The sequence below is a fragment of the Actinoplanes sp. NPDC051475 genome (assembly GCF_040689425.1).
In the GTDB taxonomy this organism is placed as follows: Bacteria; Actinomycetota; Actinomycetes; order Mycobacteriales; family Micromonosporaceae; genus Actinoplanes.
This window is the reverse complement of the sequence record NZ_JBFAZZ010000002.1, coordinates 377,935-404,753: the sequence shown is the minus strand read 5'-3', so window position 1 is coordinate 404,753 and position 26,819 is coordinate 377,935. Positions and strand designations below refer to the sequence as shown.

The 26,819-nt window shown below is 71.0% G+C and carries 25 protein-coding genes and 1 pseudogene; 15 read left to right on the top strand and 11 right to left on the bottom strand.

Translation table 11 applies throughout. The features are described from left to right. Positions 1 to 249 precede the first annotated feature (249 nt). Complete coding sequence (locus AB0368_RS06355; RefSeq protein ID WP_366152719.1) at positions 250 to 2,649, top strand: SpoIIE family protein phosphatase; 2,400 nt, start codon at positions 250 to 252, stop codon at positions 2,647 to 2,649. 58 nt (positions 2,650 to 2,707) lie between these two features. On the opposite strand, the gene AB0368_RS06350 is transcribed toward AB0368_RS06355, so the two are convergent. Next, a complete protein-coding gene (locus AB0368_RS06350; RefSeq protein WP_366152718.1) occupies positions 2,708 to 4,477 on the bottom strand; it encodes an alpha/beta hydrolase in 1,770 nt (589 codons plus the stop codon). Positions 4,478 to 4,587: 110 nt separating this feature from the next. Between AB0368_RS06350 and AB0368_RS06345 the strand changes: the two genes are divergently transcribed. Continuing rightward, positions 4,588 to 5,139 carry a TIGR03086 family metal-binding protein gene (locus tag AB0368_RS06345; protein WP_366152717.1) on the top strand — a complete coding sequence of 184 codons (552 nt, stop codon included), beginning with the start codon at positions 4,588 to 4,590 and terminating at the stop codon, positions 5,137 to 5,139. A 9-nt stretch (positions 5,140 to 5,148) separates the two neighbouring features. Here the strand turns inward: AB0368_RS06345 and AB0368_RS06340 are convergent, their stop codons facing one another. Together AB0368_RS06340 and AB0368_RS06335 are read right to left on the bottom strand one after the other, a co-directional pair. Continuing rightward, positions 5,149 to 5,808 carry a phospholipase domain-containing protein gene (locus AB0368_RS06340; RefSeq protein WP_366152923.1) on the bottom strand — a complete coding sequence of 220 codons (660 nt, stop codon included), beginning with the start codon at positions 5,806 to 5,808 and terminating at the stop codon, positions 5,149 to 5,151. A 94-nt stretch (positions 5,809 to 5,902) separates the two neighbouring features. Next, positions 5,903 to 6,925: pseudogene (locus tag AB0368_RS06335) on the bottom strand (alkaline phosphatase family protein); the annotation flags it as partial. A 303-nt stretch (positions 6,926 to 7,228) separates the two neighbouring features. Between AB0368_RS06335 and rho the strand changes: the two are divergent. Next, positions 7,229 to 8,365, top strand: a complete 1,137-nt coding sequence (gene rho, locus AB0368_RS06330) for a transcription termination factor Rho (protein WP_366152716.1) — start codon at positions 7,229 to 7,231, stop codon at positions 8,363 to 8,365. On the opposite strand, the gene AB0368_RS06325 is transcribed toward rho, so the two are convergent. Together AB0368_RS06325 and AB0368_RS06320 are read right to left on the bottom strand one after the other, a co-directional pair. Beyond that, on the bottom strand, positions 8,362 to 9,153 hold the full coding sequence (locus tag AB0368_RS06325) for a peptidoglycan-binding protein (RefSeq protein WP_366152715.1): 792 nt from the start codon (positions 9,151 to 9,153) through the stop codon (positions 8,362 to 8,364). The two genes, rho and AB0368_RS06325, sit on opposite strands and share 4 nt — an antisense overlap. Before the next feature lie 125 nt (positions 9,154 to 9,278). Beyond that, complete coding sequence (locus AB0368_RS06320) at positions 9,279 to 10,538, bottom strand: ThuA domain-containing protein (protein ID WP_366152714.1); 1,260 nt, start codon at positions 10,536 to 10,538, stop codon at positions 9,279 to 9,281. 234 nt (positions 10,539 to 10,772) lie between these two features. On the opposite strand from AB0368_RS06320, the gene AB0368_RS06315 reads away from it, so the two are divergent. Together AB0368_RS06315 and AB0368_RS06310 are read left to right on the top strand one after the other, a co-directional pair. Further along, the gene (locus AB0368_RS06315) at positions 10,773 to 11,411 is read left to right on the top strand and encodes a CGNR zinc finger domain-containing protein (protein ID WP_366152713.1); all 639 of its coding nucleotides are present in this window, start codon (positions 10,773 to 10,775) and stop codon (positions 11,409 to 11,411) included. A 60-nt stretch (positions 11,412 to 11,471) separates the two neighbouring features. Further along, positions 11,472 to 12,260, top strand: coding sequence for a zf-HC2 domain-containing protein (locus tag AB0368_RS06310; protein ID WP_366152712.1), 789 nt, complete (start codon positions 11,472 to 11,474; stop codon positions 12,258 to 12,260). A 6-nt stretch (positions 12,261 to 12,266) separates the two neighbouring features. Here AB0368_RS06310 and AB0368_RS06305 read toward each other — a convergent pair whose 3' ends face one another. The 3 genes from AB0368_RS06305 to AB0368_RS06295 all read right to left on the bottom strand — a co-directional run bounded on the left by AB0368_RS06305 (position 12,267) and on the right by AB0368_RS06295 (position 13,462). Beyond that, positions 12,267 to 12,500 (bottom strand): hypothetical protein, encoded by a 234-nt coding sequence (locus AB0368_RS06305; RefSeq protein ID WP_366152711.1) that lies wholly within the window; start codon positions 12,498 to 12,500, stop codon positions 12,267 to 12,269. 63 nt (positions 12,501 to 12,563) lie between these two features. Further along, positions 12,564 to 13,004, bottom strand: coding sequence for a large conductance mechanosensitive channel protein MscL (gene mscL / locus AB0368_RS06300; protein WP_366152922.1), 441 nt, complete (start codon positions 13,002 to 13,004; stop codon positions 12,564 to 12,566). A 104-nt stretch (positions 13,005 to 13,108) separates the two neighbouring features. Beyond that, entirely contained in the window at positions 13,109 to 13,462 is a 354-nt protein-coding gene (locus AB0368_RS06295) for an anti-sigma factor antagonist (protein ID WP_106126981.1), read from the bottom strand. A 189-nt stretch (positions 13,463 to 13,651) separates the two neighbouring features. Between AB0368_RS06295 and AB0368_RS06290 the strand changes: the two genes are divergently transcribed. From AB0368_RS06290 to AB0368_RS06250, 9 genes are read left to right on the top strand one after another with little or no spacing between them, the layout of a single operon-like run. Beyond that, positions 13,652 to 14,506 (top strand): STAS domain-containing protein, encoded by an 855-nt coding sequence (locus AB0368_RS06290; protein ID WP_366152710.1) that lies wholly within the window; start codon positions 13,652 to 13,654, stop codon positions 14,504 to 14,506. Between the two features lie 4 nt (positions 14,507 to 14,510). Next, positions 14,511 to 14,921 (top strand): STAS domain-containing protein, encoded by a 411-nt coding sequence (locus tag AB0368_RS06285; protein ID WP_366152709.1) that lies wholly within the window; start codon positions 14,511 to 14,513, stop codon positions 14,919 to 14,921. Continuing rightward, positions 14,918 to 15,325 (top strand): ATP-binding protein, encoded by a 408-nt coding sequence (locus tag AB0368_RS06280; protein WP_366152708.1) that lies wholly within the window; start codon positions 14,918 to 14,920, stop codon positions 15,323 to 15,325. Before AB0368_RS06285 ends, AB0368_RS06280 begins: the two co-directional genes overlap by 4 nt. Further along, on the top strand, positions 15,322 to 16,353 hold the full coding sequence (locus AB0368_RS06275; protein WP_366152707.1) for a SpoIIE family protein phosphatase: 1,032 nt from the start codon (positions 15,322 to 15,324) through the stop codon (positions 16,351 to 16,353). Before AB0368_RS06280 ends, AB0368_RS06275 begins: the two co-directional genes overlap by 4 nt. After that, entirely contained in the window at positions 16,350 to 17,693 is a 1,344-nt protein-coding gene (locus tag AB0368_RS06270) for a sensor histidine kinase (protein WP_366152706.1), read from the top strand. Before AB0368_RS06275 ends, AB0368_RS06270 begins: the two co-directional genes overlap by 4 nt. After that, entirely contained in the window at positions 17,690 to 19,228 is a 1,539-nt protein-coding gene (locus AB0368_RS06265) for a SpoIIE family protein phosphatase (RefSeq protein ID WP_366152705.1), read from the top strand. Before AB0368_RS06270 ends, AB0368_RS06265 begins: the two co-directional genes overlap by 4 nt. 41 nt (positions 19,229 to 19,269) lie before the next feature. After that, a complete protein-coding gene (locus AB0368_RS06260) occupies positions 19,270 to 19,806 on the top strand; it encodes a PadR family transcriptional regulator (RefSeq protein ID WP_366152704.1) in 537 nt (178 codons plus the stop codon). Beyond that, positions 19,803 to 20,492 (top strand): ABC transporter ATP-binding protein, encoded by a 690-nt coding sequence (locus AB0368_RS06255; RefSeq protein ID WP_366152703.1) that lies wholly within the window; start codon positions 19,803 to 19,805, stop codon positions 20,490 to 20,492. The genes AB0368_RS06260 and AB0368_RS06255 overlap by 4 nt, the downstream gene beginning before the upstream one ends. Continuing rightward, positions 20,489 to 21,970, top strand: a complete 1,482-nt coding sequence (locus tag AB0368_RS06250; RefSeq protein ID WP_366152702.1) for an FtsX-like permease family protein — start codon at positions 20,489 to 20,491, stop codon at positions 21,968 to 21,970. Before AB0368_RS06255 ends, AB0368_RS06250 begins: the two co-directional genes overlap by 4 nt. Positions 21,971 to 22,005: 35 nt before the next feature. Here the strand turns inward: AB0368_RS06250 and AB0368_RS06245 are convergent, their stop codons facing one another. Continuing rightward, complete coding sequence (locus AB0368_RS06245; protein WP_366152701.1) at positions 22,006 to 24,093, bottom strand: S9 family peptidase; 2,088 nt, start codon at positions 24,091 to 24,093, stop codon at positions 22,006 to 22,008. A 170-nt stretch (positions 24,094 to 24,263) separates the two neighbouring features. On the opposite strand from AB0368_RS06245, the gene AB0368_RS06240 reads away from it, so the two are divergent. Beyond that, on the top strand, positions 24,264 to 25,418 hold the full coding sequence (locus tag AB0368_RS06240) for an FAD-binding oxidoreductase (RefSeq protein WP_366152700.1): 1,155 nt from the start codon (positions 24,264 to 24,266) through the stop codon (positions 25,416 to 25,418). Positions 25,419 to 25,451: 33 nt separating this feature from the next. Here AB0368_RS06240 and AB0368_RS06235 read toward each other — a convergent pair whose 3' ends face one another. Together AB0368_RS06235 and AB0368_RS06230 are read right to left on the bottom strand one after the other, a co-directional pair. Beyond that, positions 25,452 to 26,099, bottom strand: coding sequence for a dihydrofolate reductase family protein (locus AB0368_RS06235; RefSeq protein WP_366152699.1), 648 nt, complete (start codon positions 26,097 to 26,099; stop codon positions 25,452 to 25,454). 157 nt (positions 26,100 to 26,256) lie between these two features. Beyond that, complete coding sequence (locus AB0368_RS06230; protein WP_366152698.1) at positions 26,257 to 26,814, bottom strand: dihydrofolate reductase family protein; 558 nt, start codon at positions 26,812 to 26,814, stop codon at positions 26,257 to 26,259. Between the last annotated feature and the right edge of the window lie 5 nt (positions 26,815 to 26,819).

The window sequence follows — 26,819 nt, the reverse complement described above, 5'->3', positions numbered from 1 at the left end:
TCCCCCTGCGATAGAAGGTTGTCTATTGAACCGCCAGGCCATCCTGGCATTTCCGCTGATGCGGATCAATCGGTGTCGCGCGGCCCTGAGCTCGGGCGAAACGGCGACGGGTCCGGCGCGAAGTGGGAGAATGCGGCGTTGTGACCCATTTGGGCCCCGATGCCTTCACCGTAAGCGGCACTGACGGACCGGCAGGTGCCGGGAGATGATGACATCGAGGCAGCGTGGAGGTGGTCCGGAGGTGGGGGCGTGGTGACAGCGGGCGCCGGTACGCCGTCCGACCCGGAGCTGCTGGCGCTGCTGGACAGTGATCCGCAGGGGTGGGTGCTCGCCCGGGCCCTCCGTGAGGACGGCCGGATCGTCGACTTCGAGCTGACCTACATCAACGACGCCGGATGCCGACTCGTCGGCCGCAGCCGTGTGGACCTGGTCGGGCGACGTTACCGGGAGCTGTGGCCGGAGACCGTTCACGACGGCACGCTGCCGCTCTACTGCACGGTGGTCGAGACGCGGCGTCCGGCGACCCGCACGGTGTACTACGACCGGGCCACCGTCGCCGGGCACTTCGAGTTCTGGATCGGCCCGTACGGTGACGGCTTCGGTGTCCGCTTCGTCGACCTGAGCAAGGTCACCGTGGCGCCGCAGTCCGCCGGCGGGACGCGGCTCTACGACATGCTCGACGCCGCCTTCGACGGGTTCACGCTCCTGCGCCCGGTCCGCGACGGGAACGGCGAGATCGTCGACTTCGTCTGCGAGTACGTCAACCAGCTCGGCGCCAAGCTGGCCGGGCGCACCGTCGAGGACATCATCGGGCAGCTCCTCAGCGACGTGGTGCCGCAGAGCTGGACGGACGGCATGTTCGAGCGCTACCGCACCGTCGCCGGCAACGGTGAGCCGTGCCGGGTGGAGCTGAACTATCCGGCGATCGGCCAGGCCTGGGAGGTCAACATCGGCCGGGCCAGCTCCGGCGTCGTGGCGGTGTCGTTCCGCGAGGTCACCGAGGAGGTCGACCGGAAGCAGCAGCTCACCCGCAGCGTCGCGCTTGCGGAACAGGCCGCGGCGCGTGCCCGCACCCTGCAGGAGGTGACCAACGCCCTGGTCGCGGCCAGCACCGCCGCCGAGGTGTACGCCGCCATCGGCTCGGTGCTGCGTCCGTCCGCGGGCGGTCAGGGCCTCGCCCTGCTGCTGCTGAACGACACCCATCTGCGGCTGCAGTACCACGCCGGGTACGAGCCCGACGTCGTCGAGCAGCTCCGCCGGCTCGCCCTGGATCATCCGTACCCGGCCACGGCGGTCTCGCGTACGGGGCAGCCCCGGTACCTCACTTCCGTCGCCGAGTTCGACGCCGCGCAGCCCGACCCCGCTGTGGCCGTACCCCGTGGGGGCCGGCAGGCCTGGGCCTTTCTGCCGCTCGCGGTCGCCGGGGAGGTGCTGGGCACGCTGGTCGTGGGCTACAGCGAACCGCGGACCTTCGAGGCCGAGGAACGGGACACGCTCACCGCCCTGGCGGGCTTGAGCGCGCAGGCCCTGCAACGCGCGCTGCTGTTCGAGGCGCGTACGTCCATGGCGGCCGCGTTGCAGCGAGCACTGCTTCCGGCCGAACTGCCGCAGACTCCGGGCCTGCGACACGCCGCCCGCTACCTGCCGTGGAGCCACGGCGTCGACGTCGGCGGCGACTGGTACGACGTCATAGCCCTCGGCAACGGCGTCGTCGGCGTGGTCATCGGCGACATCGCGGGCCACAGCGCCGCGGCGGCCGCCACCATGGGTCAGGTGCGCAACGCGCTGCGGGCGTACGCCACGGAACGGCACACCCCGGCGGGGGTGCTGCACCACGTCAACCAGCTCATGCTCGACCTGCACCTCGACACCATCGCGACCTGCTGTTACCTCGAGCTGCACCTGACCGAGGCCACGGTCACCGCGGTCCTCGCCGGGCACCTGCCGCCGATGCTGCGTACCGGGGACCGCACCGACATCCTCGACCTGCGCCGGGGGATACCGCTCGGCGTGGCCCGGTCGGCGGTCTATCCCGAGACCACCTTCGTGCTGCCGCCGGGGGCGAACCTGGTGCTCTACACGGACGGCCTGGTCGAGGACCACCGGCACCCCATCGACCAGGGTCTCGAGGAGCTGTGCGAGGCACTGCGCGGCGCCCCGAGCCGGAACCCGGACGAGATCCTCGACCACGTGCTGGGCAGCGCGGTCGGGCCGCAGCCCCGCAGCGACGACGTCGCGGTGCTCTGCCTGACCAACGACGCCCCGGCGCCCTTCCCGCCGTACGCGCGGCGGCGGTTCCGGGGCGAGGCGATCAGCGCCTCGGCGGCGCGGCGGTTCGCGGCCGACCTGCTGGTCGCGTGGGGCCAGCAGCCGCTCGCGGGCGACGCGTTGCTGCTGCTGGACGAGGTGGTCACCAACGCCATCCAGCACACGGTCGGCGATGTGCTGGTGGAGCTGCGGCTCGAGCGGGATCTGATCGTCGCGGTCAGCGACTCGAGCGACCGCGCGCCGCAGCCGCGGCCGCCCGATGCGGAGAGCGAGAACGGTCGCGGGCTGCACATCATCGACCACCTCGCGTCGGACTGGGGGGCCGAGCCGCTGCCCGGCGGGGGCAAGCGGGTGTGGTTCCGGCTCCCGCTCATCACCTGAGCATGCAAAACGGCGCCCCGGAACCGTGAGGTCCGGGGCGCCGTCCTGATCGGAGGGACTACCGGTTGCCGTTGAGCACCGACGGCGGGAGCGGCGTGGCGACCGGGGGCCGGCCCTGCGTCGCGGTGCCCGCCCGCAGCGACGACCGGGTCTCGTCGGTCGGCAGCGGCTCGGTGAACGGCTGGAGGTCGCCTTCACAGACCGTGCCCGCGGCCGGCAGCTTGCCGGTCAGCAGGTACGAGTCGATCGCCCCGGTGGCGCACTTCGAGCTGCCGTACGAGGTGTGGCCCCAGTTGGTGTTGGAGAGCAGCCGGCTGTTCGGCAGGCGCCGGGCGGCCGAGACCGCGTCGTCGTAGTTGGTCGCCGGGTCCCACTTGGTGCCGACGATCAGCACCGGCGCGGCGGTCCGCCGGGTCCACGGGCCGGTGTACGCGTCCTCGTCGTGCACGGTCCACGTGTTCCGGGCGCACTGCGCGGTGCCCCAGCCCCAGGCGCGGCCGAAGTACGGCGCCCGCTTGTCGGCCTTCTCCATCATCGCCGGCCACTTGTCGGCGTCCTTCGGGTGCAGACCGTCGGTGCAGTCGACACCGGCGAACGTCTCGAAGCCGTTGTCGTACGGGAAGTCCCGGCTCGGCTTGGAGCGCGAGTCCTTGATCCGCTGGATGAGCGCGGTCCTGGCCTTGGTGGCGGCGGCCGGGGACGGCGGGTTCAGCAGCGTCCACAGGTCCTGGGCCATGAAGGTGACCGAGTCGCCGGCACCCGTGCCGTACAGGGAGCCCAGGACGCCACCGATGAAGTCGGCGTACGTGATCGTGTAGCTGTCGGCGCCCTCGCCGACGACCAGCGGCTTCTGCCGGAGCTTCTTCGCGATGGTCTCGAACCTCTTGACCGGGTCACCGGCCGAGAAGACGCAGTAGCGCTTGCCGGCCCGGTCGCACCGCTTCAGGATCTCCTTGAGCGCCCGGTAGGCGCCCTCGGCCGACTGCAGCCGCTGGTCCTGCTCCTGGTCGGCGGTCTGCGTGGTGCCCACCCAGTGCTGCGGGTCGAGCACGCCGTCGACCACGACCGCGCGGAAACGCTCGGGGAACATGTTGGCGTAGTACTGCCCGATCGCGGTGCCGTAGCTGAAACCGAGATAGCTCAGCTTCGTGTCGCCCACCGAGCGGCGCAGCACCTCCATGTCGCGGACGACCTCGGCGGTCGACATCGCGCCGGTCAGCGGCTTGCCGGTGGTGGAGCACGCCTTGCCGAACTTCTTCGCGGCCTTGACGTACTTCTTCTCCTCGGCCTTGCCCCACGGGAAGGCGACGTTCATGTCGGCCAGCACCTTGGTCTGGTCCCGGACCGACGGGAAGCAGTGCACGTTCTCACTGGCCGCGATGCCGCGCGGGTCGATACCGACCACGTCGAAGCGCTGGAGGATCGACTCGCTCAGGAAGGACGGCGCCGCGAGCGCGATGTCCGTACCCGATCCGCCCGGGCCGCCCGGGTTGACGAACAGGGTGCCGATCTTGTGCTGCTGGTCCTTGGCCTTGACGCGGAGCACGGCGATCTCCGTGGTAGCGCCGTGCGGCTTGTCGTAGTCCAGGGGCAGGCGAGTGGTGGCGCACTCGGCGGTATCGAAGCACTTGTACCAGCCGAGCTTCGGGGCCTCGATGCTGTCGACACGCTGCCGCTCCTTGGCGGTCGTCGTGTCGAACGTGGCGGCCTGAGCGGCCGCTACGGGCCGTCCGGCGGTCGGTGCGGCCATCGACGGCGTCGCGGCGACGCCGACGAGCAGCACACCCGCGATCCCCGCTGTGCCGAGCCGTCTCGACAATAGTGACATCCTCGTCCCTCCATTAATGCCGCGGCCGGGCGCCGCAGCGTCTGGATCGTAGGCAGTCGATGCCACTCATTGATCAACGGGGAGGTGCGGGGTGCCCCTAGGGTGTCATCGTGACCGCGGCGACCGTTGCTCAGCTGACGGCGGCGGCCGACCGCGTCGGGCGGTTGATCGCCGGCGTCAAACCCGATCAATGGGGCGATCCCACCCCCTGCGCCGGTTGGGATGTGCAGGCTCTCGTCGGCCACCTCGTGCTCGGCAACGCCGTCGACGTCTCGGTGCTCGCCGCTCGCCCGATGACGTTCCGCGATCTCCAGGCCGGCTTCGACGAGAGCGCGGCCGGCCTGACGGCGGCCTTCCAGGCGCCGGGTGCCCTGGAGCGCACCGTCGAGGTGCCGTTCGGCCGGATCTCCGGGGCGATCGCCCTCCACCTTCGGCTCACCGAGCTGTTGGTGCACGGCTGGGATCTCGCCCGCGCCACGGGTCAACCGCCGGGCTTCGCCGATGACGTCGTCGAGCAAGAGCTCGCGCATACCGCGCCGATGCTGGCCGCGATGCCCGCGGGCCGGCGCCCGTTCGCCGACGCGGTGGATCAGGCGCCGTCCGCGCCGCCGCTCGACCGGCTGGCCGCGCGGCTCGGGCGCCGGCCGGCCGCCGCCGCCTGAGCGAACCGCTCAGCCGATCAGGCCGCCCATCAGCGGGTCGCTGATGCTGTCCTTGCCGTTCTCGACATGGCCGGCGCAGCGGTACTCGAGGTCCGTGCCGTCGGTGACGGTGAGGTCGTACCAGCCCCGGGTACGGACCACCGACCACGATTTAGCCGCGGTCCGGCCGGCCCTGAGGGACACAGTGGATCGGCCCGACGTGTACGCGTCCCGCACCGTCAGCTGGAGTCGCCGGGTGCCAGGGTTGCTGAAGGTCAGCGTGACCTTCTCCGCCCGCGAGTCGTAGTCGGTGCGGACGCCGAGCGTGCCGCCGCGGAAGTCGCGGTGGAAGCCGTTCGGGCCGTGCACGGCGACGTCGTACCGGCCGCTCGCGGACCACGTGCCGGTGAGGGCCTTGCCCGGTTCGACGGTGTAACTGCGGGGATCCTCGCCTTCGCGGGCCGAGCGTGCCTGGAACACCGCGGTGGCACGGCCGACGTTCCGGAACGTGATGGTGAGGGTCTCGCCGGTGACCTCGCCGTCGGCGTGCAGGGCGTACGGCAGGGCGCGCGCCGGGCGTACTCCCTTCTCCTGGCCGGGCAACTCCTGCTCGGCCGGCGGGACCGGGACCTCGTCGGGGTGGCGTACCAGGTCGGCGGGCTTGAAGTCGTCGGTGTCCGGCAGTCGCACCGGCCGGGCCCGGTTCGGCGTCCGGAAGTCGAAGGCGCTGGGAGTCGACCCAGCCGCCGCGGGTCCAGGGCGAGACCACCACCATCGGCACCCGGATGCCCAGGCCGTAGGGTCCGGCCGGGTGGCCGTCGCCGCCCGGGAAGATCTCGTTCGTCGTGGGCACCGTGGTGACGCCGGGGGTCGGGGGCGCCAGGTGGTCGAAGAAGCCACCCTCCTGGTCGTACGTCAGGAACAGGGCCATCTTGCTCCACACCTCGGGATGGTCGGCGAGGATGTCGATGACCTGCGAGACGTACCAGGCGCCGTACGCGGGTTCCCAGTTCGGGTGCTCGGTGTACGCCTCCGGCGCGACGATCCACGAGACCGCCGGCAGCCGGCCCTCGGAGACGTCCCGGCGGAAGTCGCTGAGCAGCGCCTCCGGGTCACGGCCGAGCGCGTTGACGTTCGTACCCGTCTTGGCCCGGTCCGCGAGCGGCGTGCCCGGCGCGGCGTTCTGGTACTGGTGGAAGTAGAGCAGCGAGTTGTCGCCGTAGTTGCCGATGTACGGGTCCTGCGTCCAGCCCCAGGATCCCTCGGCGGTCAATCCCAGGCCGACGTCCTGGTACACCTTCCAGGAGATGCCGGCGCGCTCGAGCCGCTCCGGGTAGGTGGACCAGTCGTACCCGGCCTCGGCGTTGGTGATGACCGGTCCGCCGCCCGTGCCGTCGTTGCCGACCCAGCCGCTCCACATGTGGTAGCGGTTCGGGTCCGTCGGGCCGAGCAGGGAACAGTGGTAGTTGTCGCAGACCGTGAAGGCGTCCGCGAGGGCGTACTGGTAGGGCAGGTCCTTGCGGGTGTGGTACGTCATCGTGGTGACGCCCTTGTTCGGCACCCACCGGTCGTAGCGGCCCTCGTTCCACGCGGCGTGCCCGTCGTTCCAGCCGTGCGGCGGGTCGGGCAGGAAGGTGCGGCCCAGGTCCGGGACGTCGGGCCGGAACGGCAGCAGGTCGGGGCCGCCGGGCTGCGGCTGGTGCCACACCGTCTTGCCGGCCGGCGTACGCATCGGATGCGGGTCGGCGAACCCGCGGACCCCGCGCAGCGTGCCGAAGTAGTGGTCGAAGGACCGGTTCTCCTGCATCAGGAAGATGACGTGCTCGACGTCGGCGATCGTCCCGGTGCGGTGGTGCGCCGGAATGGCGAGGGCCTTGCTCAGATCCAGCGGCACTGCCGCGGCGGCGGCCGGCAGCCCCGCCATGCGCAGGAACGTACGGCGATCGACTGCACCCATGGCGGCAACGTAGCCGTCCTAGATGGACGTGCGGTAACCGCCAGTCGAATCGTGCTACCTTTACCGCAGCCGAGCCCTGGATGCTGGCGGCATGCCGCCCCTAGAGGCCTTACCGGCGATCTTTCTTCCTCTCGCGTCCCTTCGTGACGCTCTTTGGAGTACCCCATGACGGACAATTCCCGTAAACCGGGCGTCGATGTTCCCGTCGATACCCTCCTCGACATCGTCGACAACCGCGCCTGGCTGCGCGCCGACGGTTACCTGCCCGGTCCCGACGACATCCCGGTGTCCCTCGACCAGGTGCGGCGCCTCGACCTGCGCCGCGGCGACCGGATCACCGGCGCCGCCCGGGTCGACGGGCGCAAGCCCGCCACCCTCCAGGTGCGGACCGTCAACGGCCGGACCCCGGGCAACCGGACCGACTTCTACCGGCTCACCGCCCTCTACCCGCAGGAACGGCTCCGGCTGGAGACCGAACCGCACCTGCTGACCACCCGCGTCATCGACCTCGTGATGCCGATCGGCAAGGGCCAGCGCGCCCTGATCGTGGCGCCGCCCAAGGCGGGCAAGACCACGGTGCTGCACGAGGTCGCGAACGCCGTCGCGCGGAACAACCCCGAGTGCCACCTCATGGTCGTGCTGGTCGACGAGCGGCCCGAGGAGGTCACCGACATGCGCCGCTCGGTCTCGGGCGAGGTCGTCGCGGCCACGTTCGACCGGCCGCCGCAGGACCACGCCGCCGTCGCCGAGCTTGCCATCGAGCGGGCCAAGCGCCTCGTCGAGCACGGCGAGGACGTGGTCGTGCTGCTCGACTCGATCACCCGGCTCGGGCGGGCGTACAACCTGATCGCGCCGGGCCGCGGCCGTACGCTCTCGGGCGGCATCGACGCGTCGGCGCTGCACCCGCCGAAGCGGTTCCTCGGCGCGGCTCGCAACATCGAGAACGGCGGCTCGCTGACCATCATCGCCACCGCGCTGGTGGAGAACGGCTCCGCCATGGACACCGTGATCTTCGAGGAGTTCAAGAGCACCGGCAACGCCGAGCTCAAGCTCGACCGCTCGCTGGCCGAGGCCCGCCTCTTCCCGGCGATCGACCTGGCCGCGTCCGGCACCCGGCACGACGAGGCCCTGATGGCGCCGGCCGAGCTGGCGATCGCGGCCCAGATCCGCCGTGCACTGAACGGCCAGGGACGGGAAGGACTCCAGCAGCTCCTGGAGCAGCTGCGGACAACCGGCTCGAACCGGGAATTCCTGCGTCGCGTGGCCCAGTCGCTGGCCGTCGCCGGCTAGTAGACCCAGACCTTGGTCTTGAGCGGGATCTTGTCGCTCGACCAGAGGTAGTTCATCGCCGAGACCGACAGCCGGGCGCAGCCGTGCGACGCCGGGTACGGCGGCACGCTGTTCGCGCCGTGCACCGCGATGCCGCCGTTGAAGTACTTCGGGCGCCACAGCAGGCCCAGCGGCGCCTTACGCCAGCCGTCGATCTGGCGGGACACCTTGAAGCGCCCGCTCGGCGTGTCCGCGAGGTACGTCTGGCCCTCGTGCTCGTAGTGCTGGTTGGAACCGGTCGAGGTGTTGAAGACCTCGGTCACCTTGCCGTCGTCGACGAGCATCAGGAGCTGGCTCTTCTTGCTGATCTCGATGACCCGGCCGCTCGTGCTGCGCACCTTCGGGCGTACCCCTCGGTCCAGGGCCTTCTGGGTCTTGGGTCCCACCACGCCGTCGCGGGTGAGGCCGGCCGCCTTCTGCAGGGCGTAGACCGCCTGCTGGGTCTGGGAACCGAAGGTGCCGTCCCCCTTGCCGTTCCAGTAGCCGAGCTCGGTGAGGCGCTGTTGCAGCGCCACGACCTTCTCGCCCTTGACGCCGCTCTTGAGCTTCTGGGGCTTGGGGGCGGGCGCGGTCGTCGCCGGGGTCGACGGCTCGGGCGTCGGCGAGGACGCGGATGCCGAGGGCTCCGGGGCGGTCGTGGCAGTGGTGGACGGCGCGGGCGCAGCCTGGTTCGCGCCGCCTGTGTCACAGCCGGCGATCAATGTCGCCGCGGCTACCAGCGCCACGGCATACGTCAGAGCTTTGCGCACCACGTCTCCCTCGCTACCCGATGATCACATGCGAAAACCGTTCGCGGTTGCCGATGCGGGCTCAAGGGTGCCACGGGGATGCACGTCGCGGCGCGGCCGGCACGGTGGCCGGCCGCGCCGATGGGTCACGGCTGGGCGGTGGGGCGGAAACTCTGGGCCGCGGTGCCGTTGCACGTGTACTGGACGAGCTGCACGCCGTCGGCCGTCGAGGCGGCCGGGACGTCCAGGCATTTGCCGCTGTTGCGGTTGACGTAGTGGAAGTAGCCGTCACTCTCCGCGACCGGCTGCCACTGCTGGTTGGTGCCGCCGGAGTACGCCCACGTCTGGATCGGCGCGTTGTCGGCGGTCGACACGTTGGTGACGTCCAAGGCCTGGGCGCTGTTGCCCCGGTTGTTGATCCGTACGTACGCGCCGGTGGTCGCCGCCAGCTGGTACTGCTGCGCGTTCGAGGCGTTGCAGGCGTACTGCTGGATCGGCGTGCCGCTGGTGGTGCCGGCCCCGCGGGCGTCGACGCACTTGCCGCTGTTCTTGTTGACGAGCGAGTACCAGGTCGGCGCCGGTGTGCTCGTCCCGCCGCCGAGCCAGAGCAGGCCGTTGATCAGCCACTGGTTCTGCTGCTCGCTCGCGAACGTCGACGACGTACGGGTGTTGGTCTCGTAGTTCATCGCGTTGTGGCCGAAGTTCGCGTACAGCATCTTGTAGTTGCGGTTGGTCCAGAGCAGCGGGTAGTAGCCGCTGCGCCACTGCTGGTTGGGGTCGGTGCCGACCGGGAAGCTCGACGCGTCGATCGTGGCGAGCACGTCGATGTCCGGGTTCTGGCGCAGGTCGCGGCTCCACGAGTACCACTCGCTCACCGAGGACTGGATGGTCGCCGGCAGCCCGGCCGTGGACGGGTGGTTGCGGTCCTCGATGCGCAGCGTCTCCGCGGTCGGCCCCCAGGTGTTCGTCTGGAAATTGCCCGAGCCCAGGAACGTGTTGTGGTACCAGCTCCAGGAGTTCGCGTCGGTGGTGAAGGCGCTGACGTGGAAGCCCATCCAGGCGCCACCGTTCTGCATGTACTGCTGGAAGGCGGCGCGCCGGGACGCCGGCGGGCCGTCGTCCAGGAACATGATCACCTTGTACGCCGCCAGGTCGGTCGCGTTCAGCCGGTTCCAGTCGGTGGTGGCCTCCCAGGTGAAGCCGTACTGCGCGCCGGCACGGGGGAACCAGTCGCGGGCTTCCTTGTCGAAGTCGATGTGCGCGGCGTCCCAGGTGCCGTTGTAGAAGGCCAGGACCTTGAAGGGGGTGGCCGCGGCAGCGGACGCGGGCGGCGCGACGAGAGCGGCGGCGGCGGTGAGCAGTCCCGCGGCCATGGCCAGGGCGCGCCGGAGGGGTTGTCGAACCATGTCGGTTCCTCGCAGAGAAAGGGGGATCGGGGGACGGCGGCCGCTGCTGGATATCTTCGGTCATCGATGTGACCGGACACAAGGTTAACAACTCTAATAGTTAATTCAAGCTCCGATCCGTCGGATGATTCACAGGGCGTCAGGCGATGAATGCGCTGCGTGGGGCGCGGCCGGCGGCACCGATCGGGCGACCGGCGGATGTGGGCATGAAAAAGAATCAAGTACTCTTCGCCTATGTCATGGAAGGCAAGTGCCCGGCACGGCGTACGCGAGGCGCCCGCCGGCCTCGCCCTCCTGCAGGACCTCATCAACACCCGGGCGACCATGTCCTACGCCCCGGATCTGCTGGCCTCGCCGGACGACGCGCAGCGCTGGCTGAGCGACGCGCTGGCCACGTGGTCACGCGTGGCCGGGCTGCCGGCCCCGGTCCTCCTGCTGTCGTCGACCGACATGCGCTCGCTGCGCCGCCTGCGCACCACCTTCGAGGGCGTGATCCTCGCCGGCAGCGGCCGAGCTCCGAGCCAGGACGACGCGCTGCCTCCCGCGGACGTGCCGGTGACCCTGGTGCCGGACGCCGAGGGCTGGGTCCGGATGATCCCCTCCGGCCGGGGCACCCGCTGGCTGGCCTCGGCCCTCTGGGCGGAGGCCCTGCTGGCGCAGCAGGCGGGCCTGTGGCCGCGGCTCAAGCTCTGCAACAACGTCGAGTGCCGGGCGGCGTTCTTCGACACCTCGCGTAACAACAGCGGCGTCTGGCACGACGTGAGCACCTGCGGCAACACCGCGAACCTGCGCGCCTTCCGCGAGCGCAAACGCCTGATGGGCGGCACCGACGGCCAGGACGGCCCCTCCGTGCAACGGCCTGGCCTGCCCTGACGCGGCGAAAGGCGGGCCCGCGCCGGGAACCCCGGGGCCGCGCCGAGCGACTATGGGTACATGGCGTGTGAACGGTGGCGCGAGATGCTGTCCGCGCAACTGGACGGCGAGGACGATCCGGCCGATCGCGACCGGGTCGACGAACACCTGGCCGGGTGTGCCGGCTGCCGGGAGTGGCTTGATCGGGCGGCCGCGGTCAACCGGCTGACGCGTACGGGGCCGGTCCCGGAGGTTCCCGACCTCAGCGACGCGATCCTTGCGGCGCTACCACCCGGGCCGCCCGGCCGGATCCCGTGGCGCGTACGGGCCACCGCAGCGCTCTACGTGGCCTTGGCCGCCGTAGGGGCCGTGCAGCTCATCCTCGGGCTGAACCAGGTCGGCGGCGGCAGCGCCGGCCAGCACGTGCACGCGGGGGCGGGCGCGGATGCGATCCCCGGACACCTCTGGCACGAGTCCGCCGCGTGGAACGTGGCCGTCGGCGCGGGCTTCCTCTTCATCGCGCTCCGGCGCAGCCGGCCGACCGGTCTGGTGCCGATGCTCACCGCGTTCGTGGGGATGCTCCTGCTGCTGTCGCTCAACGACCTCTCGGCGGCCCGGGTCGACGGCGCCCGCCTGGTCAGCCACGGCTTCGTGATCCTCGGGTACCTGCTCGTGGTGGCGCTGTCGCGGGTCTCCGGCGGCTCGGCCGAGCCGCCCGGTCATCGGTCCGAGATCGGCGACCGCTGGCACCTGGTGGAGGACCCGGGGGAGGCCGGCGCGATCCCGCGGACCCCGAGACTGCGCCTGGTGCCGCGCGGGCCGGCCACCGCGGCGCACGAGCCGCCGGGTGGCGAGCGCCGGGCCGCCTGATCAGGCTCAGCGCTCACGCGGTCGCACCGACAGCTCACGCCAGTCGTCGGCCCCGGTCAGCAGGGCGCGGACCATGTCCAGGGCGGCGTCCTCGCTGTCGTACTCGAAGAAGTGGGAGACCCCGTCCGCGCCGCCCGCGCGCTGCTCCACGTACCACTGGTCGCCGCTCGTCCGCAGATACACGTCCTTGCGGGCGACGCGTCCCCATCTGCCGTTCCACCAGTGCTTACGCTGTTCCATCCCGGCACTGTATCGAACATCTGTTCGAACAGCGCCGGGTGGGTTGATCTTTTCCGAAAGGGGTCAGCGCGGCGGTTCCTGCTGGTGCCGGCCGAGGATGTCGTTCACGGCCCCGGGGGCGACCTGCTGCCGCACCAGCGCGTCGCGGATCTCGGTCAGCAGCTTGACCTCCTCGCTCGGCGCCTCCGGCGGCGGCTCCTCGCCCCGCTTACGCCGCTCCGCCAGCCTGTTCAGCGGGTAGACGACGAGGAAGTACAGCACCGCGGCGGTCAGCACGAAGGTGATGAGCGCATTGAGGAAGCCGGGGATGTCGAACACGACACCCCGGATCTCCGGCTTGCCCGCATCCACACCCTTGCCGCCGCTCATGAGCTTGATCAGCGGCTCGAGGAACGCCTTGGTGAAGGAGGTGACGACTGCGGTGAAGGCGGCGCCGATGACGATGCCCACCGCCAGGTCGACGACGTTGCCGCGCATGATGAAGTCTTTGAAGCCTTTGAGCATCGAGCTCACGAGCAACTCCTGCCGATGAGAGCCGAGGGGGTTCGAGGGCAGCAGTTGCCCGCGACCGGTCGGCGACAAACTACGCCGTTCGGCCCCATGAAGCGTCAGTCGAGCGCGGGCTCCTCGGCCGTCACGGCCTCGTCGACCGTCGGGTAGGTGTGCAGCACCTCGACCAGCCCGGAGACCTCGAGGATGCGCAGCACCCCGCGCTGCGGAGCGGCCAGCCGGACCACGCCGCCGGCGTCGTCGGTGCTGTTCTTGGCGCGGACGAAGACGGACAGCCCGGTGGAGTCGCAGAAGGAGACCTCGGCCAGGTCGAAGACCAGGCGGGTGCGGCCCTTCTCGAGCAGGTCGCTGATCTGATCCTGCAATTGGGGAGCGGTAGCCATGTCGAGCTCACCGGCCACCGACACGACGACCACGTCGCCGCGCTGTTCCGTTTGTACCGTCAGGGACATTCAGGACCTCCCAGTTATGGCCAGAACGTTACTCCACGCGGCCGCGGGTCCGCAGAACGGGGAGGCCGCCTGACCATGGGATATTAGTTGGCCGATGACAAGTAACAGCGGGCTCCGATGGTAAAGTCCGCCCCGGCTGCGCGCGACCTGCGGCAGGCAGGGGTTCGGCGGAGGTCACAGGAGGCAGCGGTGGGGCTCAGTTCGGACGAGGGCAGTCGCTTCGCCGACATGCTCCAGGAACACGAGGAAACGGTCGTCTCCTCGTGGACCGACGGGATCACGGCGTCGCTGCGTGGCCGGCTCAGCCACGCGGAGCTGCACCGGCAGACGCTCGAGCTGCAGAAGGCCTTCCAGACGGCGCTCAGCGGTGGCGCGCAGGAGATCAGCGACGACGCCGCGGCCGAGCTGCGGGCGCTGCTCAGCGAGCTCTCCACCACCCGGGCGCGGCAGGGCTTCACCGCCACCGAGACGGCCGTCAGCGTCTTCGCGCTCAAGGAAGCGGTCCTGAAGGTTCTCGGCGACGACGAGCAGGCGCTGCGGGCGTACGTGGCCTTCTCGGCGTTCGTCGACCGGGCCGGCCTCTTCACCTTCGACAGCTACACGCGGGCGCGCGAGGAACTCATCGCCGACCAGGCCGAGCAGCTGCTCGAGCTCTCCACCCCGGTCGTCAAGCTCTGGGAGGGCGTCGTCGCGGTGCCGCTGGTCGGCACGCTCGACTCGGCCCGGGCCCAGGTGGTCATGGAGCGCCTGCTGCAGACGCTGGTGGACACCGGCTCGCCGTACGCGATCATCGACATCACCGGCGTCCCCGCCGTCGACACCCAGGTCGCGCAGCACATCCTCAAGACCGTGGTGGCCGCCCGGCTGATGGGTGCCGACTGCATCATCTCCGGCATCCGCCCGCAGATCGCCCAGACGATCGTGGCGCTCGGCATCGAGTTCGGCGACATCGCCACGAAGTCGTCGCTCGCCGACGCCCTGCGGCACGTGTTGCGCAAGACGGGTGACAGGGTCTCCCAGAAGTCCCCGCGCCGGGAGGGCTGAGCAGATGGACCGCGTGCCGATCCTGAAGATCGGCGACATCCTTCTGGTCTCCATCCAGATCGACATGGAGGACCAGGTCGCCCTGCAGCTGCAGGAGAACCTCGCCGACCGGATCGTGTCGTCCGGCTGTCACGGCGTGATCATCGACATCAGCGCGCTGGACATCGTCGACTCTTTCGTGGGCCGGACGCTGGCCACCATCGCCTCCATCTCCCGCGTCCTGGACGCCGAGACCGTCGTCGTGGGCATGCGGCCCGCGGTCGCGATCACCCTGGTCGAGCTGGGACTTTCGCTGCCCGGCATCCGCACGGCGCTCAACGTCGAGCTGGGCATGGAGCTGCTGGCCCGGGGACGGTACGAGGACGACGACGAGGGCCAGGACGACGCCGACGAACCGACGGTCACCGCGCCATGACCGGCGGCGGCGCCGAGCGGATCACGGTCAGCTCCGACCAGGACGTCGTCCGGGTCCGCCAGCTGGTGCGTACGGTCGCGGTGGCGGTAAAGCTGTCGCTGGTGGACCAGACCAAGCTGGTCACCGCCGCGAGCGAGCTGGCGCGCAACACCCTCGTCTACGGCGGCGGGGGCACGGTCGAGGTGACCCGGGTCGACAACGGGCGGCGTACCGGCATCCACATCGTTTTCGCCGACCGGGGACCGGGTATCGCGGACCTCGACCTGGCACTGACCGACGGCTACACCACCGGTGGCGGCCTGGGCCTCGGGCTCAGCGGCTCCCGCCGGTTGGTGGACGAGTTCGCCATCGACACGGCGGTCGGCCGGGGTACGACCATCAGCGTGACCAAGTGGTGCCGATGAGCGGAGGCGCGGTGGCGTCGCTACCCGAGGGGCTTCTCGACGGAGGGGTCTGGTTCCGGGTGGAGGCCGCCGGTACGGCCGCCGCCGTCCGCCGCGCCGCCGAACGTCTCGCCACCGAGCTCGCCATGCCGGAGCTACGGATCGCCGACCTCTCGATCGTGGTGGCGGAGGCGGCGGGCAACCTCGTCAAGCACGCCGACGAGGGGACGTTGCTGGTGCGCGCGGTCCGGGCCGACGGCATGGCCGGCGTGGAGATCATCGTCGTCGATCGCGGCCCGGGGATGGCCGACGTGCGGCGATCCGTGGGTGACGGGCACTCCACCGCCGGCACGCTGGGCATCGGTCTCGGCGCCATCGTCCGCCAGGCGAGCTGGAGCGATCTGCACTCGGTCCCCGGCCGGGGCACGGTGCTCGCCGCGCAGGTGTGGCCGGGTCCGGCGCCGCAGCCGGCCTGGGCGGCCGGGCTCACCCGCCCGCTGACCGGCGAACCGGTGAGCGGGGACGCCTACGCCTTCCGGGACGTCGACGGGCGGCGCCAGGTGATGGTCTGCGACGGGCTCGGTCACGGGCGCCTCGCCCACGCGGCGTCGCAGGAGGCCGTGCGCGTCTTCTCCAATGCGCCCGCACAGCCGCCGGCTGCGCTTCTGGACACGCTGCACCGTGCGCTCGGACACACCCGCGGGGCCGCCCTCGCGATCGCCGAGCTCGACCCGGCCCGGGGGCAGGTCCGCTATGCGGGCCTCGGGAACATCTCGGGCACGGTGCTGGCGCCGGACGGTGGCCGCCGCGGCATGGTTTCCCTGCCCGGCATCGCCGGGCATCAACGGCGGCAGATCCGCGAGTACGACTACCCGCTGGCGCCAAGGGCGGTGGTCCTCATGCACTCCGACGGCGTGGTGGACCGCTGGAACGCCAACGACTATCCCGATCTGCTGTCGCATTCGCCGCAGGTTATCGCGGCGACGGTGCTTCGCGATGCCGGCACCCGCCGCGACGACGCGGGTGTGCTCGTAGCGCGGTTGCCATGACCCGCGAACCGTTGATGCGCATGCGGATCCGGGTGGAGCAGGACGTCTTCACCGTCCGCCAGCTCGGCCGCGAGGTGGCGCGGGAGATGGGCTTCGAATCCCAGGACCAGACCCGGCTGGCCACAGCGCTCAGCGAAGTCGGCCGGTTACTGGTCGCGGCGGGACGCGATACGGACGTGGCGTTCACGACGGCGGCCGACGGGGTACCTACTCTGCTGGTAGAGATGGCACATCCGGTGGCCGGCGACGGGGCCCGGCTGCGTCCGCAGCTGGCCCTGGTCAGTCGCCTGGTGGACACGATGGAGGTGGGGGATGGGGCGACCGGTACGGTCGTGCGGATGTCTCGACGTCTGCCGCCGAGCTCACCGGCCCTGACCCCCGACCGTATGGACGAGATCCGCGACCGCCTTGCCGCCCACGTGCCGGGCACGCCGTTCGACGAGCTCACGGTGCAGAACCAGCAGCTCATCGGCGCCCTCGACGAGGTACGGGCCCAACGCGACGACCTGGCCCGACTCAACGCCGAGCTCGAGGAGACCAACCGCGGCGTGATGGCGCTGTATCACCAGCTCTCCGACGAGCTGGAGGAGACGAACCGCGGCGTCGTCGCCCTCTACGCGGAGCTGGACGAGAAGTCGGTGCAGCTGCGTGCGGCCAGCGAGGCGAAGAGCCGTTTCCTGGCGAACGTCAGCCACGAACTGCGCGCCCCGGTCACGGCCATCATCGGCCTGGGCCGGCTGCTCACCGACGAGTCGTCCGACAAGCTCACCGAGGAGCAGTCCCGCCAGGTCGAGCTGATCCGGTCCTCCGCCGCGGATCTGCTGTCGCTGGTGAACGACCTGCTGGACCTCGCCAAGGCGGAGGCCGGCCGGATCGAGCCGAACTGGTCCGATGTGGATCTCAAGGCGGTCTTCGGTCAGCTCCGCGGCACCCTGCGGCCACTCGCCACGCGGCCGGAGGTCGAGTTCATCGTCGAGGAGCCGGCGGTGCCCCGGCTGCGCTGCGACGAGGTGCTGCTGGCCCAGATCCTGCGGAACCTGCTGACCAACGCGATCAAATTCACCGCCCAGGGATCGGTACGGCTCAGCGTCGCGCGGACGGGCGATGACGTCGAGTTCACGGTGGCGGACACCGGGACCGGTATCCCGCCCGAACTGCACGAACGCGTCTTCGAGGAGTTCTACCAGGTGCCCGGCAGTACGGCGCTGAGCGGCAAGGGAACCGGGCTCGGGCTTCCCTACGCGCGGCGGCTCGTCGGTATTCTGGGTGGTGCCATGCGAGTCATGTCCACTCCTGGCGAGGGCAGCACCTTCGTCGTCTCGCTGCCGGTGTCGCCATGACACCGGCCACCGTCCTGGTGGTCGACGACAGCGCCACCAAGAGGTATCTCCTGGTGAGCTGGCTGACCCGCGCCGGGTTCACGGTGGTCGAGGCGGAGACCGGCGGCGCCGCGCTGACGCTGCTCGGGCAGGCCGAGGTCGATCTGGTCGTGCTCGACGTGAAGCTGCCGGACATGAGCGGCTTCGAGGTGTGCGAGCGGATCAAGACCGATCCCGGGTACGGCGTCCTGCCGGTGATCCACGTGTCGGCGCACGCCGTGGACGTGGTCGACCGCACCCAGGGGCTCAACCGGGGCGCGGACGCGTACCTGGTGGAACCGATCGAGCCCGACGAGCTGATCGCGACGGCCCAGGCGGTGCTGCGCTACTACCGCGCCCGGCAGCGCGCCGAGTCGCTCGCCGCCCGCATGGTCAAGCTGGCCGAGACCACGCTCGCGATCAACTCCGCGTCGACGCTGGTCGGCCTGCTCCAGGCGGCGTCGGACGGGGCGTGCCAGATCTTCGGCGGCCCGGTGGTGGTGGTCGCGGAGACCGCCGACGGCGACGGCCTGGCCGCGATCGCGACCGGCCGGACCGCCACCGTGCGGCCCTGGACGGTCGAGCACCACGAGACGGCGGTCGGTTCGACGGTACGCACGGAGCAGCCTTCGGCCTGGAACCTGACGGACTGGCCGGAACAGGAATCCGTCGCGGTGGCCTCGGCGAAGCTCCGCGCCGACCGCACCCCGGTGTACGTGGCGGTACCGAGCAGCTCCCAGACGCCCGGATTCCCGGTGCTCCGCCAGCTCGCCCAGGCGGTCGCGGCGGCGGTGGAGGCCCAGCGCTCGTACGACGAGGAGCACCGCATCGCGGTCACGCTGCAACGCAGCCTGCTGCAGTCCCGCCTCCCCGACGTGCCGGGCCTCGAGCTTGCGGTGCGCTACGAACCGGCGGGCGCCCAGACGGAGGTCGGCGGCGACTTCTACGAGCTGACCATGCTGGACGGCCGCCTCCTGGTGGCGATCGGCGACGTGGCCGGCCACTCCCTGCACGCGGCGACGGTGATGGCCGAGCTGCGCCACGCGGTCCGCGCGTACGCGGTGGAGGGCCACCCGCCGGGAGCGGTCCTCGAGCTGGTCAACCGCTTCATGCGTACGGTCCTGCCCACGGAGTCGGCGACCGTGTGCCTGCTCACCGTGGAACCGGACTCGGGCCGGATCCGGATGGCGAGCGCGGGCCACCTCCCGCCGCTGCTGCACGTCGCGACCACCGGGGCCCGCTTCATCGACCAGCGCGGCCCGCTGCTGGGCATCAACGCGTCGCGGCCGCAGGACATGGAGTTCGTGATCCCGCGCGGCGGCACCCTGGTCCTCTACACCGACGGCCTGATCGAGCGCCGGGACAGCGACATCGACGTGGGCCTGTCGGCGCTCGCGGCATGCGCCGGCGAGGTCGAGGCGAGCCTGGACGCGTTCTGCCAGCGGCTTCTCGTGCAGCTCGCGGGGCCGGGCGAGCAGGCGGACGACATCGCGGTGGTGGCTCTGCGGCGCAGCTGAACGCTTGACGGTGGCTATTCACTCAGTGAATAGTGTCCGCCATGTCGACGTCGCATGTGCTGCTGGGGCTGCTCGCCGCCGGGCCCCGGCACGGGTACGACCTCAAGCGCGCCCACGACGAGCGGCTGCCCCGAGCCAAGCCGCTGGCATACGGCCAGGTCTACTCGACCCTCGGGCGACTCGAGCGGGACGGGCTCGTCGAGCAGCGCGGGCAGGACCGCGAGGGCGGACCCGACCGCACCTCGTACGCCCTCACCGACGCCGGCCGGTCCCGGCTCACCGAGTGGCTGACCAGCGTCGAGCCGCCCGCACCGTACGTGACCAGCACGCTCTTCGCCAAGGTCGTGGTCAGCCTGCTGGCCGCCGACACCGGCACGGCGACCGACTACCTCGTCGCTCAGCGGACCGCGCACACCTCGCGACTGCGGGAGCTGACCGCCGTCAAGACCGACCGGTCCGCAACCGTCGCGGACGTCGTGGCGGCCGACTACGCCATCGCCCATCTGGACGCCGACCTGCGGTGGTTGCAGACCACGCTGCTGCGCGTCGCCGAGCTGCACCGAGAGGTGAACACATGACTGCTTTGCTCCGGGGAACCGGGATGCACCGCGCATACGGTCCCACGCCGGCCCTGCGGGGCGTCGACATCGAGGTGGGCGAGGGGGAGATCGTGGCCGTCACCGGCCCGAGCGGCTGCGGCAAGTCGACCCTGCTGCACTGCCTCGCCGGAATCCTGCGAGTCGACTCGGGCGAGGTGCGCTATCGCGACCAGGACATCGCCCTGTGGACCGAGGGTGCGCGGTCGCGTCTGCGGCGTACCGATTTCGGGGTGCTCTTCCAGTTCGGCCAGCTCGTGCCGGAGCTGACCGCCGCCGAGAACGTCGCCCTGCCGTTGCTCCTCGCCGGTGCCCACCGGCGCGACGCGCGGAAGGCGGCGACGCTGTGGCTCGGGCGGTTCGGCGTCGGCGATCTGGCCGACAAGCTGCCCGGCACGATGTCCGGTGGTCAGCAGCAGCGCTGCGCGGTGGCCCGGGCCCTGGTCACCGAGCCGAAGGTGCTCTTCGCCGACGAGCCGACCGGCGCGCTCGACGTGCTCACCGGCGAGCAGGTGCTGAGGGAGATCGTGCACGTCGTCCGTGAGCAGGGCACGTCGGTCGTCCTGGTCACCCACGAGGCACAGATCGCCGCGTACGCCGACCGGGAGATCGTCCTGCGCGACGGCGTGGTCGACCCCAGCGGCCTGGGACTGGGAGCGCGCTCATGAGACCCGCCACCCTCGTCCGGCTCGCGGTCGCGGGAAACCGCACGGACCATCTGCGTACGGCGTTGACCGCACTGAGCGCCGCCCTGGCCGCGGTCACCCTGCTCGCCGCCGCGACGGTCATCGCGATCCGCGGCGAAGCCGAGCGGTACGCCGCCGCCCTGCTGGTCGAGAGCGGCCTGCGGCCCGGAGTCGCCGCCGCCCTGATCCTGCTCTCGATGCCCGTCCTGGCGCTCACCGGGCAGTGCATCCGGCTGGGCGCCCCGGCCCGCGACCGTCGTCTGGCGGCGATCCGCCTGGCCGGCGCCACGCCCCGGCAGGCGGTGCTGATCGCCGGCGCGGAGACGGTCGTGGCCGCCCTCGCCGGATCGGTCGCCGGGTTCGGCGTCTTCCTGCTGCTGCGCGTGCTCCTCGAGCGGCGCGACGCGACGCGACTGCTGGTGCTGCCGACCGACGTCCTGCCGTCGCCGGTGTCGATCCTGGTCATCATGCTCGCGGTGCCGCTGGTCGCCGGTCTGGTCGGGGTGGTGCTGCTGCGCCGGGTCGTGATCAGCCCCCTCGGCGTGGTGCGGCGCGTCCGTACGGGCGGCCCGTGGCCGTGGCCCGGGGTGCTCATCATCGCCGGCCTGGTCCTGTTCGGGATGCCGAAGCACCTCGGCCCGATCAGCGGCAGCACCCTCGCGACGATCCTCTCGGCGGGTGTGGCCCTCACGATGATCGGCGTCGTGCTCGGCACCGGCTGGATCGCCCACACCACCGGGCGCCTGCTGCACCGCTTCGGGAGCCGCCCGGCGATGCTGCTCGCGGGCCGGCGCCTGATGGGCGATCCGTGGAGCGGCAGCCGTACGCTCGCCGCCCTGCTGGCCAGCGTGGTCGCCGGCGCGATCGCCCTCGGTTACCGCGCCCACGTCCAGACGGAGTTCCGCGCCATCGACATGTACAACGCGCTGCTCGGCGGCGACTCGGGACAGGGCCTGGGCGCGGACGAGGGCTTCTACGTCGGCGCCATCGACCTGATCATGGTCGCCGTCGGCATCGGCGTGGCGGTCGCGGCGGCCGGGGTGCTGGTGACGCTCGCCGAGAGCATCGTGGCGCGGCGCCGCGCCTACGCCGCCCTGACCGCGGTCGGCGTGCCCCGCCGTACCCTCTCCGAGGCGGTGCTGTGGCACACGCTCGCGCCGCTGATCCCGGCGCTGCTGCTCGCGCTGGTCTCCGGACTCGGCATTGCGCGGCTGATGGGCACGGAGGTCTCGGCGGGCACCTCGAGCGGCTACCTGTGCGACGCCGCATGTCAGGCGGGCACGGGCGAGGCAGTCGAGGTCGTCACGCCCGGTGCGCCCGTGACGGCGGCTGTGCCCGTACCCGTGGAATTGCTGGCCCTGCTCGGAGGCGGCGCCCTGCTCGCCATGGTGATCGCCGCCGGGATCGGTCTTCTGGTCCTGCGGTCGAGCACCGACCTCGAGGAACTCCGGGCCGGGTGACGACGGACCCGGCCCTCGGGCCGGGTCCGACAGACTTACGCCAGGCCCACCGTGCCCAGGATCCAGGCGGTCACGAACGCCTCCTCCTTCCAGGAGTCGTAGCGCCCGCTCGGGCCGCCGTGACCGGCGCCCATCTCGGTCTTGAGCAGGTACGACCCGTCCGGCGCCGTCGCCCGCAGCCGCGCGATCCACTTCGCCGGCTCGTGGTACAGCACGCGGGTGTCGTTCAGGCTGGTCACGGCCAGGATCGAGGGGTACTTCAGCTTCGCGACGTTCTCGTACGGGCTGTACGACTTCATGTACGTGTAGACGTCCGCGTTCTCCAGGGGATTGCCCCACTCCTCCCACTCCGTGACCGTCAGCGGCAACGACGGGTCCAGAATGGACGTCAGCGGATCCACGAACGGGACCTGGGCGACGATGCCGGCGAACGCCTCCGGGGCCAGGTTCGCGATCGCGCCCATCAGCAGGCCGCCCGCCGAGCCGCCCCGGGCCACGATCCGGTCGTGGCTGGTCCACGACGCCTGCACCAGGGCCCGCGCGCAGGCCACGAAGTCGGTGAAGGTGTTCTTCTTCGCCAGCATCTTGCCGTCCTCGTACCAGCGCCGGCCCATCTCGCCGCCGCCGCGGACGTGCGCGATCGCGTAGACCATGCCGCGGTCCAGCAGCGAGAGGCGGGCGATGGAGAAGTACGGGTCCATGCTGATCTCGTACGAGCCGTAGCCGTACAGGAGCAGGGGCGCCGTACCGTTGCGCGGGGTGCCTTTGCGCGCCACGACCGAGATCGGCACGCGGGTGCCGTCGTCGGCTACCGCCCACTCCCGGAACTGCTCGTACGCGGACGGGTCGAAGTCGCCGAGCACCGCCTTGCGCTTGCGCAGCACCATCGCGCGGGTGATCAGGTCCACGTCGTACACCGAATCCGGGGTGACCATGGAGGTGTAGGTGATCCGGACGAGGTTGGTGTCGTACTCGGGGTTTCCGGACAGGCCCACGCTGTAGAGCGGCTCCGGGAACTCCATGTCGTACGCGTCGGTGCTGCCGTCGGTGATCACCCGCAGCCCGGTGAGCCCGTTGCGGCGCAACGAGACGACCAGGTGCCGCTGGAACGCGTCGACCGACTCGAGCCGGGTTCCCGGCGTGTGCGGGATCAGCTCCACCCAGTCGCCCGGGTTGTCCACCGACGTGTGCGCCAGCGCGAAGTCCTCGGCGTTCTCGTTGTGCAGCACGAGGAAGCGGTGGCCGTGATGCTCGATCGAATACTCGACGCCCTGCACGCGCTCCCGGATCACGGCCGGCTCGGCCGTGGGGCGGTTGGCGGCGATGACGCGTACCTCCGACGTGACCTTGCTGTTCGCGTCGATGACGATGAACTTCTCGCTGCGGCAGAGCTCGACGCCGACCCAGAACCGCTCGTCGGCCTCCTCGTAGACGATCACGTCGTCCGAGGCCGGCCGCCCGACCGTGTGCCGCCACACCCGGTGCGGCCGCCAGGCGTCGTCGACCGTGATGTAGAACAGCGTCGAGCCGTCCGCGGACCATGCGCTGCCGTAGAACGTGTCCGGCACCTCGTCGGCCAGCGTCTCACCGGTGCGCAGATCCTTGACCTTGAGCACGAAGCGCTCGTCGCCGTCGAAGTCCACCGAGTACGCGAGCCGGGTGCCGTCGGGTGTGACGTCGTACGTACCCAGCGCGAAGAACTCCTTGCCCTCGGCGAGCTCGTTCCCGTCCAGCAGCACCTCCTCGCCGGGCAGGGGCGCGCCGTCACCCGTGGCGGGCGGGTCCACCTCGCCCGGCGCGGCCGCCACGCGGCATTGGATCCCGTACTGCTTGCCCTCGACCGTGCGCGTGTAATACCAGTAGCCGCCCTTGCGCTGCGGCACCGACAGGTCCGTCTCCTGGGTGCGGCGCTTGATCTCCTCGAAGACCGTGTTCCGCAGGTCCTCCAGGTGCGCGGTCGCCTTCTGCGTCCAGGCGTTCTCCGCCTTGAGGTACGCGATCGTGTCGGGATTCTCCTTCTCGGTGAGCCAGGAGAACTCGTCCGTCACGGTGTCGCCGTGGAAGGTGCGCTCGGTGGGCACCTGGCGTACCGCCGGCGGGGTCGTGGGCATGTCGGTCGTCACGCCTGACCACGTTACCGGGCAGTTGGGAGGCGTCCAGGACGGACCGCGACTTCGCACCGATGGTGGTCGCCCTGGGGGGCTCCCCGGCTCATTAGAACATGTGTACGATATGCCAGAGTGGACGATCTCCGATAGATCAACGTCTGAGCAGCCGATGTCGGGGGGGCACGATGGGGACGGATCTGCCCGCACGTGAGCCGTTGCTCCGGGCATTGATCGACATCTGCGGTCCGGACTTCGCCCGGAGAGCCGGCCCGGCCGACACGGTGGCCGGACGCCTGGCCAGTTTCGTGGCGGCCCCGGCGACCACCCACGCCGTCGCCGACACCATGCGCCTGGCGGCCGACCGCGGCCTCGCCGTCAGCTTCCGCGGCTCCGGGTCCAAACTCGACTGGGGCGCCCCACCGCCCGGGGTCGACCTGCTGCTCGACACCCGCCGCCTGGACGGCATCTGGCACCACGACGCGCGAGCGACAACAGCGGAGATCGGCGCCGGCACGCCGGTCAAGGCGATCCAGGCGGCCCTGGCCCTGCGCGGCCGCCGCCTCGCCGTCGACCCGCCGTCGCCGTCGGCCACCCTCGGCGGCATGCTCGCGTTCAACGAGACCGGCCCGCTGCGCCACCGGTTCGGCACGGCGGCCGACCAGGTCAACCACATTGCGTACGTGACCAGGGAAGGAGAAGCCGGAACCTCGGACGGCGAACACGGCCGCCCCGGCATCGCGGAGATCGACGGCGTCATCCTGTCGGCCCACGTACGCCTCGAACCGTTGCCGGCCGCCCGCCGCTGGGTGGCGGCCCCGGTCACCACTCCCCGCGACATCCACGACCTGGTCCAGGAGACGACGGCCCGGCACGTGACCCCGAGCGCCATCGAGGTCGACCTCTCCGCGACGCCGCCGATCGGAGTCCTGGCGGTCCTGCTCGAGGGAGACCCCGACGAGGTGGCGGACCGCGCCGGTCGCCTGCAAAGAGCCTTCGGCGACCACGCCACCGCTTCGCCCCTGGCGCCGCCCTGGTGGGGCCGCTACCCGTTCGGCCACGACGACGTGGCGCTGCGGATCGCCGTCCGGACGGCGGACCTCCAGGCGGCGGTGCTCGCTCTGCGGGACGTGGCGGGGATGGCGGTGCCGGTGCGGGGGTCGGCCGGGCGGGGGATCGTGCATGCGGTGCTGCCGGGGTCGATCGGGTTGGAGCGGGTGGAGGGGATCGTGGACGCGGTACGGGGGGTTTTGCTGGCGCGGGGCGGGAGGTGCGTGGTCGTCGCGGCTCCGCGGGAGATCAGCGAGGAGCTCGACATGGCCGATCGGCGGGATCTGTTCTAGTGGTCGAGCCCGCTTGAGGGCGTCGCACGCCCGTCAGCTGGGAAGACCGGCGGGTTCGGACGGGGCGGGGGAGCGGCCCACCATGTCCGCGGCCAGGTGGCGGCCGATGTCGGCCAGCACGCCCACCGCGTAGGACAGGTAGGCGAACTGGCCCATCTGCGCGACGTTCGTGAGGGCGAGCTGGCGCGCGCTCAAGTGGCGGGGCAGCAACGGAGTGCCGGCACCCAGGATCGCCGGGGCCACCGCCAGGATGATCTCGTCCAGCAGGCCCGCGTCCGCGAACTCCGCCACGAGGTCGCCCCCGCCGGCGAGCCACACGTTGCGGCCCTGGGCGGCCACGGTCATCGCGTGGTGCACCCGGCGTACGTCGCCGCTGACCATGAAGATGTTGGCGTCCGGGACCAGCGGGAGTTCGCGGTGGGTGAAGACCCAGCAGGGCACGTCCCCGTACATCTCGTGCCAGTTCTGGGGCTCCTCGACGACGTTGTCGTTCTTCAGCACCCACTCGTACGTGGTGGCGCCCATAGCGAAGGCGCCGACATTGGAGAAGAACGCGCCGAACGGGTTGTCCGTACCCTCGTCGACCTCGAACAGCCAGTCGAGCGAATTGTCCAGATCGGCGGTGTAGCCGTCGATGCTGGTCGCCGTGTAGTACTGAGTCTTCGCCACGAGAAACACCATGCCATGACGGAGCCGACAAAAGGGTCGGATCGGCCAGGACCGAAGGACCTCCCGCGGAGGACCGTCCGCGGCGAGACGCTCCCTCAAGGACGGGCGCCACTGAAGCGCCGGCGCCCGCGTAGCAGCCGCCGCTCGCCAGGCTCCCTCCGCACCTCGGTCAGGCCGGCGTGCCCACCTCATAGGTCAGATAGGCGAACTGACCCCGCTGCTGCACGGCCCTCAGCGACAACCGCGACGACGTCAAGCGGCGCGGCAGCAGCGGAGCGCCCGCGCCCAGCGTCACCGGCGCCACCCCGAGGATGATCTCGTCGAGCAGCCCCGCGTCGGCGAAGGAGCCGGCCAGTTCACCGCCGCCCACGACCCACACGTTCTTCCCTCCCGCCGCCGAGGTCATCGCCGCATGGACCGGGCGGACGTCGCCCTGGACGAACGTCAGGTCGGCGCCGGGCACGCGGGGCAGATCCCGGTGGGTGAAGACCCAGGCCGGGGTGTCGCCGTAGTAGTCCGCCCATTTGATCGGCCGGTCCAGCAGGGCGTCGTGCTCCAGCACCCACTGGTACGTCGTGGCGCCCATGACGAATGCGCCCACGTCCTGGAAGAAGGCGCCGAACGGGTTGTCGGCGTCCTCGACCTCGAAGAGCCAGTCGAGGGAGTTGTCCTGGTCGGCGATGAAGCCGTCGAAGCTCGTCGCCGTGTAGTACTGCGTCTTCGCCACGAGGT

Excerpts from the sequence above, each read along its gene's own strand:
- AB0368_RS06305 (WP_366152711.1), bottom strand. The coding sequence starts at position 12,500 with ATGGAACAGCGTAAGCACTGGTGGAACGGCAGATGGGGACGCGTCGCC.
- AB0368_RS06265 (WP_366152705.1), top strand. The coding sequence starts at position 17,690 with ATGACACCGGCCACCGTCCTGGTGGTCGACGACAGCGCCACCAAGAGG.
- AB0368_RS06315 (WP_366152713.1), top strand. The coding sequence starts at position 10,773 with ATGTCATGGAAGGCAAGTGCCCGGCACGGCGTACGCGAGGCGCCCGCC.
- mscL (WP_366152922.1), bottom strand. The coding sequence starts at position 13,004 with ATGCTCAAAGGCTTCAAAGACTTCATCATGCGCGGCAACGTCGTCGAC.
- AB0368_RS06350 (WP_366152718.1), bottom strand. The coding sequence starts at position 4,477 with ATGTCACTATTGTCGAGACGGCTCGGCACAGCGGGGATCGCGGGTGTG.
- AB0368_RS06285 (WP_366152709.1), top strand. The coding sequence starts at position 14,511 with ATGGACCGCGTGCCGATCCTGAAGATCGGCGACATCCTTCTGGTCTCC.
- AB0368_RS06320 (WP_366152714.1), bottom strand. The coding sequence starts at position 10,538 with ATGGTTCGACAACCCCTCCGGCGCGCCCTGGCCATGGCCGCGGGACTG.
- AB0368_RS06255 (WP_366152703.1), top strand. The coding sequence starts at position 19,803 with ATGACTGCTTTGCTCCGGGGAACCGGGATGCACCGCGCATACGGTCCC.
- AB0368_RS06295 (WP_106126981.1), bottom strand. The coding sequence starts at position 13,462 with ATGTCCCTGACGGTACAAACGGAACAGCGCGGCGACGTGGTCGTCGTG.
- AB0368_RS06260 (WP_366152704.1), top strand. The coding sequence starts at position 19,270 with ATGTCGACGTCGCATGTGCTGCTGGGGCTGCTCGCCGCCGGGCCCCGG.
- AB0368_RS06250 (WP_366152702.1), top strand. The coding sequence starts at position 20,489 with ATGAGACCCGCCACCCTCGTCCGGCTCGCGGTCGCGGGAAACCGCACG.
- AB0368_RS06240 (WP_366152700.1), top strand. The coding sequence starts at position 24,264 with ATGGGGACGGATCTGCCCGCACGTGAGCCGTTGCTCCGGGCATTGATC.
- AB0368_RS06235 (WP_366152699.1), bottom strand. The coding sequence starts at position 26,099 with ATGGTGTTTCTCGTGGCGAAGACTCAGTACTACACGGCGACCAGCATC.
- AB0368_RS06275 (WP_366152707.1), top strand. The coding sequence starts at position 15,322 with ATGAGCGGAGGCGCGGTGGCGTCGCTACCCGAGGGGCTTCTCGACGGA.
- AB0368_RS06270 (WP_366152706.1), top strand. The coding sequence starts at position 16,350 with ATGACCCGCGAACCGTTGATGCGCATGCGGATCCGGGTGGAGCAGGAC.
- AB0368_RS06280 (WP_366152708.1), top strand. The coding sequence starts at position 14,918 with ATGACCGGCGGCGGCGCCGAGCGGATCACGGTCAGCTCCGACCAGGAC.
- AB0368_RS06310 (WP_366152712.1), top strand. The coding sequence starts at position 11,472 with ATGGCGTGTGAACGGTGGCGCGAGATGCTGTCCGCGCAACTGGACGGC.